General features: G+C 69.4%; 10 protein-coding genes and 1 pseudogene. 8 read left to right on the forward strand and 3 right to left on the reverse strand.

Annotated features, from left to right (window positions below; all coding sequences use genetic code 11):
• The first annotated feature begins 52 nt into the window (after window positions 1–52).
• From ACIRJP_RS11470 to ACIRJP_RS11485, 4 genes are all read left to right on the forward strand, one after another.
• Window positions 53–1921: an ATP-binding cassette domain-containing protein gene (locus ACIRJP_RS11470; RefSeq protein ID WP_404171354.1), complete on the forward strand. Its 1869-nt coding sequence runs from the start codon at window positions 53–55 to the stop codon at window positions 1919–1921.
• 145 nt (window positions 1922–2066) lie between these two features.
• Window positions 2067–2933 (forward strand): FadR/GntR family transcriptional regulator, encoded by an 867-nt coding sequence (locus ACIRJP_RS11475; RefSeq protein WP_404171712.1) that lies wholly within the window; start codon window positions 2067–2069, stop codon window positions 2931–2933.
• 324 nt (window positions 2934–3257) lie between these two features.
• The gene (locus ACIRJP_RS11480; protein WP_404171357.1) at window positions 3258–4805 is read left to right on the forward strand and encodes an RNA polymerase sigma factor; all 1548 of its coding nucleotides are present in this window, start codon (window positions 3258–3260) and stop codon (window positions 4803–4805) included.
• A 132-nt stretch (window positions 4806–4937) separates the two neighbouring features.
• Window positions 4938–5768 (forward strand): S1 family peptidase, encoded by an 831-nt coding sequence (locus tag ACIRJP_RS11485; protein WP_404171360.1) that lies wholly within the window; start codon window positions 4938–4940, stop codon window positions 5766–5768.
• A 102-nt stretch (window positions 5769–5870) separates the two neighbouring features.
• Here ACIRJP_RS11485 and ACIRJP_RS11490 read toward each other — a convergent pair whose 3' ends face one another.
• Window positions 5871–6104: a hypothetical protein gene (locus ACIRJP_RS11490; RefSeq protein WP_024489001.1), complete on the reverse strand. Its 234-nt coding sequence runs from the start codon at window positions 6102–6104 to the stop codon at window positions 5871–5873.
• Window positions 6105–6539: 435 nt separating this feature from the next.
• Here ACIRJP_RS11490 and ACIRJP_RS11495 point away from each other — a divergent pair, with 435 nt between their 5' ends.
• The 4 genes and pseudogenes from ACIRJP_RS11495 to ACIRJP_RS11510 all read left to right on the forward strand — a co-directional run bounded on the left by ACIRJP_RS11495 (window position 6540) and on the right by ACIRJP_RS11510 (window position 11230).
• The gene (locus ACIRJP_RS11495; RefSeq protein ID WP_266729283.1) at window positions 6540–8660 is read left to right on the forward strand and encodes a type IIA DNA topoisomerase subunit B; all 2121 of its coding nucleotides are present in this window, start codon (window positions 6540–6542) and stop codon (window positions 8658–8660) included.
• A 66-nt stretch (window positions 8661–8726) separates the two neighbouring features.
• Window positions 8727–9066 (forward strand): annotated as a pseudogene (locus ACIRJP_RS11500) (helix-turn-helix transcriptional regulator); the annotation flags it as partial.
• Window positions 9067–9197: 131 nt separating this feature from the next.
• Window positions 9198–9641, forward strand: coding sequence for a DUF485 domain-containing protein (locus ACIRJP_RS11505; RefSeq protein ID WP_404171715.1), 444 nt, complete (start codon window positions 9198–9200; stop codon window positions 9639–9641).
• Complete coding sequence (locus tag ACIRJP_RS11510) at window positions 9638–11230, forward strand: cation acetate symporter (RefSeq protein WP_404171364.1); 1593 nt, start codon at window positions 9638–9640, stop codon at window positions 11228–11230. Before ACIRJP_RS11505 ends, ACIRJP_RS11510 begins: the two co-directional genes overlap by 4 nt.
• Before the next feature lie 82 nt (window positions 11231–11312).
• On the opposite strand, the gene ACIRJP_RS11515 is transcribed toward ACIRJP_RS11510, so the two are convergent.
• Both ACIRJP_RS11515 and ACIRJP_RS11520 read right to left on the reverse strand, forming a co-directional pair.
• A complete protein-coding gene (locus ACIRJP_RS11515) occupies window positions 11313–11996 on the reverse strand; it encodes a response regulator (protein ID WP_404171367.1) in 684 nt (227 codons plus the stop codon).
• Entirely contained in the window at window positions 11993–13657 is a 1665-nt protein-coding gene (locus tag ACIRJP_RS11520) for an ATP-binding protein (RefSeq protein ID WP_404171370.1), read from the reverse strand. The genes ACIRJP_RS11515 and ACIRJP_RS11520 overlap by 4 nt, the downstream gene beginning before the upstream one ends.
• Window positions 13658–13766: the final 109 nt, after the last annotated feature.

A 13766-nucleotide genomic window follows, 5' to 3' on the forward strand; every position in this document is an offset into this window, starting at 1 on the left:
TCTGCGGTACCTGCACTGCCGTCGAGCGGTCTCACCTTCCGCGAGGGAAGCGATGCTCCAGGCCATCGGACTCACCAGCACCCCCCGCCGCGGCCACCGGGCCGCCGTGGACGACCTCACCTTCGAAGCCCGGCCCGGCCACGTCACCGCGCTTCTGGGCGTCCCGGGCTCGGGCAAGACCGCGGCCCTCCGCCTCATGCTCGAGCTCGACGCGGGGCGGGGAGTCACCTACTTCCGGGGCAGACCGATGCACCGGATCCCGCACCCCGCGCGTGAGGTGGGAGTGCTGCTCGGAGACGTGCCGGGGCACCCTGTCCGTACTGCTCGCGGCCAGCTCCGGATGCTCTGCGCGGCCGGAGGCGTACCCGCGGCGCGGGCCGATGAACTGCTTGAGCTCGTGGGTCTCGCCGGCCTCCGTGACCAGCGCATCGGCAGGCTTTCGCGAGGCATGGACCGACGCCTCGCCCTCGCTTCGGCGCTGCTGGGCGATCCGCACACGCTCGTCCTCGACGATCCGACGGAAGGCCTCGCGCCACGCGAGGGCTGCTGGGTGCACGGGCTGTTGCAGGCCCATGCGGCCCGGGGCGGGACCGTTCTGTACTCCACGGCGGACCCCAAGGAGGCCGCGCGGGCCGCAGACCGCGTCGTCACCATCGACGGCGGCCGCCTGGTCGCCGACCAGGATGCCGATGACTTCTCCCGGACCCGCCTCCGTCCCCGCGTCGCGGTCCGGACCCCGCACGCGGCTCGGCTCGCGGCAGTGGTCAGCCGCGAGGCACGGGCGGCCCGGCGCTCGGTGGAGGTGGTCACCGAAGCAGGCGGCCGTCTCGCCGTGTACGGCTCCTCCTGCGCGGAGATCGGTGACACGGCGTTCCGGCACGGACTTCCGGTCCATCAGCTGGCCGACGAGATCGGTGACACCGGCCCCACCTCACCCAGGGTCGACGTGGACCCCATGGATCCCGACGGCTCAACCGATCCGGGAGCCTCCTCGACGCCGCTGAACCCGGAAGGCCCCGCAGGGCGAGGCGGCGGCAAAGGGGGCGGTGAGCGGCGACCGGTCGCACGGTCGTCGGCACCGCAGTCGGTGCTTCCCATCCGGAGGTGTCCGGCCCGCGGTCCGCTCCACCCGTTGCGGTACGAGTTGCGCCGTCTGCTCGGTGTCAGAACAACCACCTTGATCATGGCCGCTGTTCTGGTCGTCTCGGTCGGGCTCTCCGTGCTCCTCGCCCGCAACGGCCATGCGCCGTTGCCGAAGGTGCTGGCGGCCTGGCCGTCGCTGCTGCCCCTGCCGCCTGCGGCGGTCGGGGCAGGACTGCTCGGCGCCCTCTCGTTCGGAGACGAATTCCGCTACCCCGCGCTCGCCGCGGGCCGCGGCACCGTCCCCCGCCGTCTGGGGCTGCTGCTGGCCAAGCTGGTGGTGTCCGCGGGCGTCGCCGTGGTGCTCGCTCTGGCCGTCGTGCTGGTCTCCGCCGAAACCCTTCGCCTCGTGTACGGCCATGGCTGGATCCACGTCCCGCCGAATTCGGTTTCCCTGGGCGTGAGTTGGGCGGCGCTGACCGTGGGCTGCGCCTGGGCGGGTCTTCTGGCCGCCGGGGTCTTCAGGGTGACGACGGCCGGTGTCGCCGCGGTACTTGCTGTACCTGTACTCGTTGTACCGCTTGTCCGGATGGTGCTGACAGGGCCGGGGTCCCGTCCGATCGCCGGGCTTCCGGCCAGACTCCGTGAACTGATGTGGCCGCGCTGGCCGCACGAGACGGACCGATGGATCGCCCTCGCCGTGGGCGTCGTGGCGCATCCGGTGGGTACCGCGCTGGCGCTCTCGCTGTCGGTCCTGGTCTGCGCGTATCTGTTCACCGGCCTTCATGGCAGGGTTCGTTGGCGGCCTCAGAAGGCTGCAGGATCGGGTCAGGCTTCGTAACCCTGTTGAAAGTGTCCGGTTTATACCAGTAAAGCGTCAATTGGGGGGCTGGCGCCGATCACCCTTTCGTGTGCTTTTCACCAAAGACCTCAAGAGCCGAGTGAGCTACGCCGACAAATGATGCGTGAGTACCCTTGCGCACACCATGATGACCGCCGCCCGCTCCGCCGATTCCGGCCTCGCCGGCCCGGGTGAAATCGATCGCTACTCGTACGCGGAGGCGCCGGCCGGCGAGCGTGCCGCTCTTCGTTCCTGGGACAGCCCCGACGCCGACCTCGGCCGGGTGAACCGGCGGGGCTCGGCCAGCCGGGGCCGCGGCCTGCACGGCCAGCTCGTCCAGCAGCTCGGCCAGATGATCGTCTCCGGCGACCTGGGCGCCGACCGCCCGCTCGTGCCGGAAGAGATCGGCCAGCGCTTCGAGGTCTCCCGCACCGTCGTACGCGAGTCGCTGCGTGTCCTCGAAGCCAAGGGCCTGGTCAGTGCCCGGCCCAACGTGGGCACCCGGGTCCGCCCCGTCAGCGACTGGAACCTGCTGGACCCCGACATCATCGAATGGCGCGCCTTCGGCCCTCAGCGCGAGGACCAGCGTCGCGAGCTCGGGGAGCTCCGGTGGACGATCGAACCCCTTGCCGCGCGTCTCGCCGCGGGCCACGGCCGTGAGGACATTCAGCAGCGCCTAGGCGACATGGTCGAGATCATGGGGCACGCGGTCGCGCAGGGCGACGCGATCACCTGCTCCCGGGCCGACGCGGAGTTCCACTCCCTGCTCATCCAGGCGGCGGGCAACCGCATGCTGGAGCACCTCTCCGGCATCGTCTCCGCCGCGCTGCAGGTGTCCGGCGGCCCGGTCACGGGCTGTGACCGCCCCGGCGAGGCGTCCCTCGGCCACCACGCCCGGATCGTCGATGCCCTCGCGTCCGGTGATGCGGCGGGCGCCGAAGCGGCCATGCGTCAACTGCTCGTGGTCCACCCCGAGGTGGAGCGGGTGGTGCCGGCGCCCCGCGAGCACTGAGCGCGGCGCGGCCAGGGTGTGCGAACCGCGTGTCGCCGGGCCGCCACGGTCCGGCGGCACAGTTGTGGGGAATTTGCACTCTTGGTCACGTTCATCGCAAATGAGGTGTGACTCGGGCCACGCGGATTGGGCGTAACACTCCTCGAAACAGTGCGATGACTTAAGAGGTGACCGTCGCGGAAGGAATACAGCAGCCATTCAGTGCGCTGTGCAGTTCTGAGGCCAAACCCGCGCCGCCGGTACATTCCCAGCCCGGCGGTCGTCGGCTCCAGCCCTCTCCAGGGCCGGGCCGGAAGCCGTTTCCATCGTTCCGAGAGGTTGTTCGTGTCGGCCAGCACATCCCGTACGCTCCCGCCGGAGATCGCCGAGTCCGAGTCTGTGATGGCGCTCATCGAGCGGGGAAAGGCTGATGGGCAGATCGCCGGCGATGACGTGCGTCGGGCCTTCGAGGCTGACCAGATTCCGCCAACCCAGTGGAAGAATGTTCTGCGCAGCCTCAACCAGATCCTCGAGGAAGAGGGTGTGACGCTGATGGTCAGTGCCGCGGAGCCGTCCAAACGTGCCCGCAAGAGCGTCGCAGCGAAGAGCCCGGTCAAGCGCACCGCCACCAAGACTGTCGCGGCCAAGACAACCGTGACCAGGACGGTCGCGGCCACTGCCGCCCCGTCGGCAGAGACCGTGGACGTGGTGGCCGACGACGCTGCCACGGCCGGCTCTGCGAAGAAGGCAGCAGCCAAGAAGACGGCTGCCAAGAAGACCGCCGTGAAGAAGACGGCGGCCAAGAAGACGGCATCGAAGAAGTCCGGAAAACAGGACGACGAGCTCCTCGACGGCGACGAGGCGATCGAGGAAGTAAAGGCCGGCAAGGGCGAGGAAGAGGAGGGCGAGGGCGAGAACAAGGGCTTCGTCCTCTCCGACGACGACGAGGACGACGCACCTGCGCAGCAGGTCGCCGTCGCCGGCGCCACCGCCGACCCGGTCAAGGACTATCTGAAGCAGATCGGCAAGGTTCCCCTCCTCAACGCCGAGCAGGAGGTCGAGCTCGCCAAGCGCATCGAGGCCGGTCTGTTCGCCGAGGACAAGCTGGCGAACTCCGACAAGCTCGCTCCGAAGCTCAAGCGCGAGCTGGAGATCATCGCCGAGGACGGCCGCCGCGCCAAGAACCACCTGCTGGAGGCCAACCTCCGTCTCGTGGTGTCGCTGGCCAAGCGCTACACCGGCCGCGGCATGCTCTTCCTGGACCTCATCCAGGAAGGGAACCTCGGTCTGATCCGCGCGGTCGAGAAGTTCGACTACACCAAGGGCTACAAGTTCTCCACGTACGCCACCTGGTGGATCCGTCAGGCGATCACCCGCGCCATGGCCGACCAGGCCCGCACCATCCGTATCCCGGTGCACATGGTCGAGGTCATCAACAAGCTCGCCCGTGTGCAGCGCCAGATGCTCCAGGACCTGGGCCGTGAGCCCACGCCGGAGGAGCTGGCCAAGGAACTCGACATGACCCCCGAGAAGGTCATCGAGGTCCAGAAGTACGGTCGTGAGCCGATCTCCCTCCACACCCCGCTGGGTGAGGACGGGGACAGCGAGTTCGGTGACCTGATCGAGGACTCCGAGGCGGTCGTCCCGGCCGACGCGGTCAGCTTCACGCTCCTCCAGGAGCAGCTGCACTCGGTGCTCGACACGCTCTCCGAGCGCGAGGCCGGTGTCGTCTCGATGCGCTTCGGTCTCACCGACGGCCAGCCGAAGACCCTGGACGAGATCGGCAAGGTCTACGGCGTGACGCGTGAGCGCATCCGTCAGATCGAGTCGAAGACCATGTCGAAGCTGCGCCACCCGTCGCGTTCGCAGGTGCTGCGCGACTACCTCGACTAGGTCGCAGAGTTACACGGACCGGGGGCCCGGATCCCATTGGGGAGCCGGGCCCCCGGCCTATCAATGCGTGCGTTCGGCGACCAGCGGGATGACTCTGGGTGGGAATGGTTCACCACAGAGTCAGGAGTGCGCATGTCCCGTACCGTCTTCCGTGCCCTGACCGGGGCATTCGCCCTGGTTGCCGCCACAGCTCTGATACCGCTCGGATCTTCCGCCCGGGCCGCCGAGGACGGCGTCGTCATCGGCGGTCAGCCCGCGCACGTCAAGGACAGCCCCTGGGTCGTGGCACTTTCCAGCCGGAACCGGTTCGGGGAAGGGCGCGCCGGCCAGTTCTGCGGCGGTGTCGTGGTGGCTCCGAAAAAGGTGCTGACCGCTGCGCACTGCCTGAGCCGGGCAGCGCTCGGCGTCGATGTCGCCGACGTGCGCGATCTGCGCGTCATCACGGGCCGCGATGCCCTGCTCGGGACCGGAGGGAAGGAGATCGCCGTCCGGGAGACGTGGACCAATCCGGGCTTCGACCCCATCACGAACGCGGGGGACCTGGCCGTGCTCACCCTGGCCGAGGCGCTCCCCGAGAAGAGCACGATCCCAATGGCCGAAGGCGGCGACGAGGCGTACGTACCGGGCACCGAGGCGGCCGTCTACGGGTGGGGTGACACAACGGGCAACAGCGACTACGCGTCGTCGCTGCGGTCGGCGAAAGTGAGCGTTCTGCCCGATGCCCTGTGCGCGCAGGTCTACTCGGGCGGCAGGAACGGCACGTACGACGCCTCAGCGATGCTCTGTGCGGGCGAACTGCTGGGCGGGCACGACGCATGCCAGGGCGACAGTGGCGGGCCGCTGGTGGCCCGTGGGCGGCTCATCGGCCTGGTGTCCTGGGGGAACGGCTGCGCCCGCGTGGGGAGCCCGGGTGTGTACACGCGCATTTCCGCCGCGATCGGCTGGATGCCGAGGGGCAGCTGAACCGCATCACCGCGCAGGTACGAGAACGGGCGGCTTCCCTCCGGGGGAGCCGCCCGTCGCCAGGTCCGGGACCTGGCCCTTGCTCGTCGTGGATGCGAGGTGTCAGTGTTGTTCCTCTTCGGCGGCTTGGGCCTGCACAGCCGTGAGCCGGTCCGTCTCATCCTGTATTTCCGCGGCGATCTTCTTGAGTTCCGGCTCGAACTTGCGACCGTGGTGGGCGCAGAACAGCAGTTCACCGCCGCTGATCAGGACGACGCGCAGATATGCCTGGGCGCCGCAACGGTCACAGCGGTCTGCTGCGGTCAGCGGGCTCGCGGGGGTCAGAACAGTAGTCACGTCGCCTCTTCTCTAGCTCGACGAGCTGTCGTACCAGGGTCAACATCCAACCAGGCCGAAAACGTTCCCGCTCGTGGCTTTTCTTCGAAACTTCTTCTCGAGATGGCTGTCTGTTGCCGGTTGGCGGCGAATGTGCCGTATTGCGGAGCGCTACGGTTTCGCATTGCTTGTCTTGGTGGGATCCTCCCGGCTGGCTTGCCGGTTTGTTCATGAGGACGTGCCCGGAGCCTAAATGGTTCATGCCTGGAAGGGAACGTGATGTTCGCGTCACTCCTACGAGGGATCGAACATGTATGCGAGGCTGGACTAGTGTGAGGGTTGTCGAAGGGTGGCGTTACAACCGCTCCACCAGGCCTCGGTACCCTCTCAGCGGCGACCGAAGCCGAGCCCGTTACCCACTGGGCCCCAAATGAAATTCAGCGAGGAGCGAACCGCGTGACCGCCGATACGTCCGTGCCGTCCACTGCGCTGCTGACCGGAGCAGACCGAGACGGCTCCAACTACACCGCGCGGCATCTGCTCGTACTCGAAGGGCTCGAAGCGGTTCGCAAGCGCCCCGGGATGTACATCGGGTCCACCGACAGCCGCGGCCTCATGCACTGCCTCTGGGAGATCATCGACAACTCCGTCGACGAGGCCCTGGGTGGTTACTGCGATCACATCGAGGTCATCCTCCACGACGACAACTCCGTGGAGGTCCGGGACAACGGGCGGGGCATCCCCGTCGACGTCGAGCCCAAGACAGGTCTGTCCGGCGTCGAGGTCGTGATGACCAAGCTGCACGCCGGCGGAAAGTTCGGTGGCGGCTCGTACGCCGCGTCCGGCGGGCTGCACGGCGTCGGCGCCTCCGTCGTCAACGCGCTCTCCGCCCGGCTCGACGTCGAGGTCGACCGCAACAGCGCGACGCACTCGATCAGCTTCCGGCGCGGAGTCCCGGGGATCTTCACCGAGCAGGGGCCGGACAGCCCGTTCGACCCGGCCAACGGCCTCCTCAAGGGCAAGCGCGTGCCGAAGGCGCGCACCGGCACCCGGGTGCGTTACTGGGCGGACCGGCAGATCTTCCTCAAGGACGCCAAGCTCAACCTGGAGACGCTCCACCAGCGGGCACGGCAGACGGCCTTCCTTGTTCCGGGCCTCACGATCGTCGTCCGCGACGAGCGCGGGCTCGACGGCGAGGGCAAGACCGAGGAGACCTTCCGTTTCGACGGCGGCATCAGCGAATTCTGCGAGTACCTCGCCCAGGACAAGGCGGTCTGCGACGTCCTGCGCCTGACCGGGCAGGGCACCTTCAAGGAGACCGTGCCGGTCCTGGACGAGCGCGGTCACATGACAGCGACCGAGGTCACGCGTGAACTCGCGGTCGACATCGCCCTGCGCTGGGGCACCGGATACGACACCAATCTGAAGTCCTTCGTCAACATCATCGCCACCCCCAAGGGCGGCACGCATGTGACCGGATTCGAGCGCTCCGTGACCAAGACCGTCAACGAGGCGCTGCGCTCCGCCAAGCTGCTCCGCGTCGCCGAGGACGACATCGTCAAGGACGACGCGCTCGAGGGCCTCACCGCTGTGGTCACCGTGCGCCTGGCCGAGCCGCAGTTCGAGGGCCAGACCAAGGAAGTGCTCGGCACCTCTGCGGCCAACCGGATCGTCGCCAACGTCGTGGCCAAGGAACTCAAGGCGTTCCTGACCTCGACGAAGCGCGACGCGAAGGCCCAGGCCAGGGCGGTCCTGGACAAGGCCGTTGCGGCCGCGCGGACCCGCATCGCGGCCCGCCAGCACAAGGACGCGCAGCGCCGCAAGACGGCGCTGGAGTCCTCCTCGCTGCCGGCGAAGCTCGCCGACTGCCGCAGCGACGACGTGGATCGCAGCGAACTCTTCATCGTCGAGGGCGACTCCGCGCTCGGTACGGCGAAGCTCGCCCGGAACAGTGAGTTCCAGGCGCTGCTGCCGATCCGGGGCAAGATCCTCAACGTTCAGAAGGCGTCCGTCTCGGACATGCTGAAGAACGCCGAGTGCGGTGCGATCATCCAGGTCATAGGAGCCGGGTCCGGGCGGACCTTCGACATCGACGCGGCTCGCTACGGGAAGATCGTTCTGCTGGTGGACGCCGATGTCGACGGCGCGCACATCCGCGTGCTGCTGCTGACGCTCTTCCAGCGGTACATGCGGCCCATGGTCGAGGCCGGGCGGGTCTTCGCCGCGGTGCCCCCGCTCCACCGGATCGAGCTGGTCCAGCCGAAGAAGGGCCAGGACAAGTACATCTACACGTACTCGGACAACGAGCTGCGCCAGCGGCTGCTGGAGCTTCAGCGGAAGAACGTCCGGTACAAGGACTCGATCCAGCGCTACAAGGGTCTGGGCGAGATGGACGCCGACCAGTTGGCGGAGACCACGATGGATCCGCGCCACCGCACCCTGCGCAGGATCAACATCGGCGACCTGGAAGCGTCCGAGCAGGTCTTCGATCTGCTGATGGGCAATGAGGTGGCGCCGCGCAAGGAGTTCATCACCAGCTCCGCCGCCACCCTGGACCGCTCGCGCATCGACGTCTGAGCGACGCCGTCTCCACCCGCGGGTGGAGACGGCCCTCCACCCGCCCCTGAGCCGATGCTCCGATGCTCCGGCGGCGAGGAGATCGCGCGGGCCGTGCTGTCCGGCGAAGCCGGCCTTTCGTCCAGCGCGCAGCGCCGTCTGCTGGAGCGGGCGACCACGGGCCCGCTGCCTGCGCCCGGGCCGCAGATGCCCGACAGCCTGACGCCACGTGAGCTGGAAGTGCTGGTGTTGATCGCGGAGGGCTGTCCACTCCGGAGATCGCCCGCAGACCGCACATCTCGCAGGCACCGTGAAAAGTCACATCGACAATCTCTTCGCCAGGGCCGGAGTACGTGACCGGGCACAGCCCGTTCGCTATGCGTACGTTCGGGGCCTCGCACAGCCGCCCGGACGGGCCGTCACCTGAAGAGGTGAAGGCCGGCGAATGAACTGCCCGGGATCTTCCCGATCTGCCCATTCTTGGGTACACGGCCGAAGTGGTCCGTGGACAAGGGGAGTTGTTCCGTGGAGAAGGAAGCAGGGCGTGAGGCCGCAGCGATGCGACTCGACGACCCGTGGTACGACGTGCTGGCCTCCGGATGGGGCGAGCTGGACGGTACGGGGAGCTTCGCCCCCACAGGACCGCCCGGGCCCGCGGACCCGCGGCGCGGCCACAGTGCGGCCGACATCTATCTGGAGGTGCAGCGCAGCGAGGCATTCCAGGAAGTGCGCCGCCGGTACCGGCGGTTCGTCGCCCCCGCCACGTTCGCCTTCCTCGCCTGGTACCTCGTCTACGTCATCGCCGCGATCACCGCGCCCGGACTGATGGCGCGCCCGGTGGCGGGGGCGGTCAACGTGGCGATGGTCGCGGGGCTCGGGCAGTTCCTCACGACCTTCCTGCTCACCGGGGCGTACGCGCGCCACGCGCGGCTGCGCAGGGACCGGGCCGCACTCGAACTGCGCTGGGAGACACAGGAGATGACGCGGGGAGCCGGACGTTGAACGGGAACCATCAGACGCTGGCGCTCCTGCTGTTCAGCGCCTTCATCGCGGTGACGCTGGCCATCACCACCTGGGTGAGCCGCAACCGCCACGGTTCGGCCGAGGAGTTCTACGCGGGCGGCCGTCTGTTCTCCCCCATGGAAAACGGTTTCGCCATCGCGGGCGACTACATGTCGGCCGCCTCGTTCCTCGGTATCTCCGGTCTGATCGCCCTCTTCGGTTACGACGGCATGCTCTATTCGGTCGGCTTCCTCGTCGCCTGGCTCGTCGTCCTGCTGCTCGTCGCCGAACTGGTGCGCAACTGCGGCCGGTTCACGCTCGCCGACGTGGTGGCGGCGCGGATGGCGGAGCGCCCGGTCCGGATCGCGGCAGGCACTTCGTCCGTCACCGTCTCCGTGCTCTATCTGGTGGCGCAGATGGTGGGCGCGGGCAGCCTGGTCGCCCTGCTCCTCGGCGGTACGAGCGGCGCCGCCCGGTCCTGGACCGTCATCGGTGTCGGGGCACTCATGGTCATCTACGTGTCGCTCGGCGGGATGCGCGCCACCACCTGGATCCAGATCGTCAAGGCGGTTCTGCTGATGGCGGGAGCGGTCGTTCTCACCGTTCTCGTCCTGCTCCGCTTCCACGGCGATTTCAACGCGCTGCTCAACTCCGCCGCCGAACGGAGCGGGCACGGAAGCCGGTTCCTCGCGCCAGGTCTCCGGTACGGCGGATCGTGGACCGCGCGCATCGACTTCATCAGCCTGGGGCTGGCCCTGGTGCTCGGTACTGCCGGGCTGCCGCACATCCTGTCGCGGTTCTACACCGTGCCCACCGCCCGTGCGGCCCGCCGTTCGGTCGTCTGGTCGATCGGGCTCATCGGCAGCTTCTACCTGATGACGATCGCCCTCGGATTCGGGGCGGCCGCTCTGGTCGGTTCGGCCGACGTGCGGGCGTCCAACGCCGCGGGCAACACGGCGATCCCGCTGCTGGCCATGGAGCTGGGCGGCGGCGAGGGGTCCACCGGGGGCGCGATCCTGTTCGCCGTGGTCGCCGCGGTCGCCTTCGCGACCATCCTCGCGGTCGTCGCCGGGATCACCCTCGCCTCGTCCGCCTCCGTGGCCCATGACCTCTACGCCTCGATCAGGCGTCCGGGCTCCAAGCAGTACAGCGAGGTCGCCGTGGCCAGGGTGGCCGCGGCCGCGATCGGGGTGGCGGCCATCGGTCTCGGGCTGATCGCCCAGGACCTGAACGTGGCGTTCCTGGTCGGGCTGGCCTTCGCCGTCGCCGCCTCGGCCAACCTTCCGGTGCTCCTGTACTCCCTGTTCTGGCGGAACTTCACCACCCGGGGCGCGGTCTGGTCCGTCTACGGCGGGCTGATTCCCGCCGTACTGCTGGTGCTGCTCTCGCCGGTTGTTTCCGGCAGCCCTGCCTCGCTCTTCCCGGGCGTCGACTTCCAGCTCTTCCCCCTGGAGAATCCCGGGCTGGTCTCCATCCCCCTGGGCTTCCTGGCCGGCTGGGTCGGAACGATCACCTCCACGGATGCGCCCGACGCGGCCAAGCACGCGGAGAGCGAGGTCCGCGCACTGACCGGGGCGGGTGCGGTGTAGCCCCGCGCCACCGGTCGTCCGCTCCGCCCGGCCGGTCGAGCAGCAGCCCAGCACCGTACGGACGGGGTGAGGCCGGTCGGGGTCAGGTCTGTGTGCCGGTGGACCAGGTGTAGCGGTGTTCCGGGCGGCCCGTCTCGCCGTACCGCAGCGTCAGCCGCACCCTGCCGGTCCGTTCCAGCAGTTTCAGATAGCGCTGGGCGGTCTGCCTGCTCATGCCGGCGCTCTCCGCGATCTCCTGCGCGGAGAGCGGCCCGTCGGCGCTCCGGAGTGCCTGCCTGACCAGTTCCGCCGTGGTCGGCGAGTGGCCCTTGGGTAGATCGGGTTCGCCCGCCGCCCACAGGGCGCCGAAGAGCCGGTCCACCTCACCCTGTTCGGCCTCGCCACCGCGTTCCAGCGTGTGGCGCAGTGCCGCGTACGCCTCCAGCTTGGTGCGCAGCCCCGCGTACGCGAACGGCTTCACCAGGTACTGCAGCGCGCCGTGCCGCATGGCCTCCTGGACGGTGGCGACGTCGCGCGCCGCCGTCACCATGATCACGTCGGTGTGGTGGCCGAGCCTGCGCAGCTCCCGCACCATGGCCAGGCCGTTGCGGTCGGGCATGTAGTGGTCCAGCAGCACCAGATCCACGGGGCGGCTCTCGATCGTGGCGAGGGCCTCGGCGGCGGAGTGCGCCTGGGCGGTCACCCGGAATCCCGGCACCCTGGCGACATAGGCCGCGTTGACCTTCGCGACCCGGATGTCGTCGTCCACGACCAGGACCTCGATCACTGGGCTTCTCCCGCCGTGCCGGTATTCGTTTCGGTCATTTCCACTGTGTCGGCAAGGGCCTCCGGCAGTACGACGGTGAACCGGGCGCCGCCGTCCGTGCCCTCGTCGACGGTGACGCCGCCACCCTGCCGTTCCGCCAGCCGCCGCACCAGGGCGAGGCCCAGACCGCGCTTGCCGTGTGCCGGGACCTCCTTCGTCGACCAGCCCTCCGTGAAGATCGATTCACGCTGTCCGGGCGGCACCCCGGGACCGCTGTCGTCGACCCGCAGCACCACCGTACGGCCCTCGGCACGCAGACCCACCTCGACCAGAGCGCCGTCCGCACCGGCCGCCGCGTCCAGCGCGTTGTCCACCAGGTTGCCGACGACGGTGACCAGCCCGCGAGGGTCCACCAGCCGGTCCGGGAGCAGCGTCCCCGGGGCCAGGCGGAGCGCGACACCGCGCTCCGCCGCCACGGTCGCCTTGCCGACCAGGAGCGCGGCCAGCAGCGGATCGTGCACCTTCTCGGTGACCTGCTCGGCGGTCGCCCGCTGGACGCCCACGATCTCGGTGACGTACTCCATGGCGTCCTCGTGAAGGTCCAGTTCCAGCAGCCCCAGGAGCGTGTGCATCCGGTTGGCGTGCTCGTGGTCCTGGGCCCGCAGCGCGTCGATCAGGCCGCGTGTCGAGTCGAGTTCGCGGCCGAGGTGTTCGAGTTCGGTGCGGTCGCGGAGGGTGGCGACGGCGCCCCCGTCGTCGGTCGGCATCCGGTTGGCGAGCAGGACCCGGGTGCCCTGGACCGTCAGCAGATCGTCGCCGAGCACCCTGCCCGCCAGCACATCGGCCGTCCGGCCCGCGCCGAGCACGGCGTCCAGCGGGCGGCCCGCCGCGTCGGGGCCGATCCCGAGCAGCCGCTGCGCCTCGTCGTTCAGCAGCCGTATCCTGCCCGTCCGGTCGAGCGCGACGACTCCTTCCCTGATGCCGTGCAGCATCGCCTCGCGCTCCGTCAGCAGCGCGGAGATGTCGGAGAACGCGAGGTCATGGGTCTGCCGCTGGAGACGCCGGGAGATCAGATAGGCGGCCAGCGCCCCCACGGCCAGCGCACCGCCCGCGTAGGCGAACAGCCCGGGGATCGTCGCGAGGAGCCGGGCGCGGACACCCTCGTACGCGATGCCGACGGAGACCGCGCCCACGATGTGCTGCGCCTCGTCGCGCAGCGGCACCTTGCCACGGGCGGAGCGGCCGAGCGTCCCGTTGTCGATCTCCATGACCTCGCGGCCGGCGAGCGCGTCGCTCGGGTCGGTGGAGACGACCTTGCCGATCTCGTCGGCGTCGGTGTGCGACCAGCGCACCCCGTGCCGGTCCATGACGACGACGTACTCGGCGCCGGTGGCGCGCCTGATCCGCTCGGCCGCGGACTGCACGGGTCCGGCGGGGGACGGGTCGGTGGCGAGCAGCGCCTCGGTGATCCGGGGCTGGGCCGCCGTGCTCTGCGCGATGGCCAGGGCACGGCGCATCGCCTGGTCGTCCAGCTGTGCGCTGAGGGGCGCCAGGAAGAGGCCGGTGGCGAGCACGGTGACACCGGTGGCGACGGCCAGCTGCATCAGCAGGACCTGGGAGAAGACCCGCTGCGGCCAGACGGGCCGGCGTGCTCTCCTGGCGGTGGGCGGTGGGGCGCTCATCGTATGAACGGTAAAGGGCATTCCGGTGCTTTCCGAAATCCCCTCCAGGAACCCCCGAAGCCCGCCTCTCGGAGTGCCTCTTCCCGGAGTCCCTTTCCGTGTGCTCCCC

Origin of the sequence: Streptomyces sp. NPDC102437 (assembly GCF_044765565.1) — a bacterium.
Classification (GTDB): Bacteria; Actinomycetota; Actinomycetes; order Streptomycetales; family Streptomycetaceae; genus Streptomyces.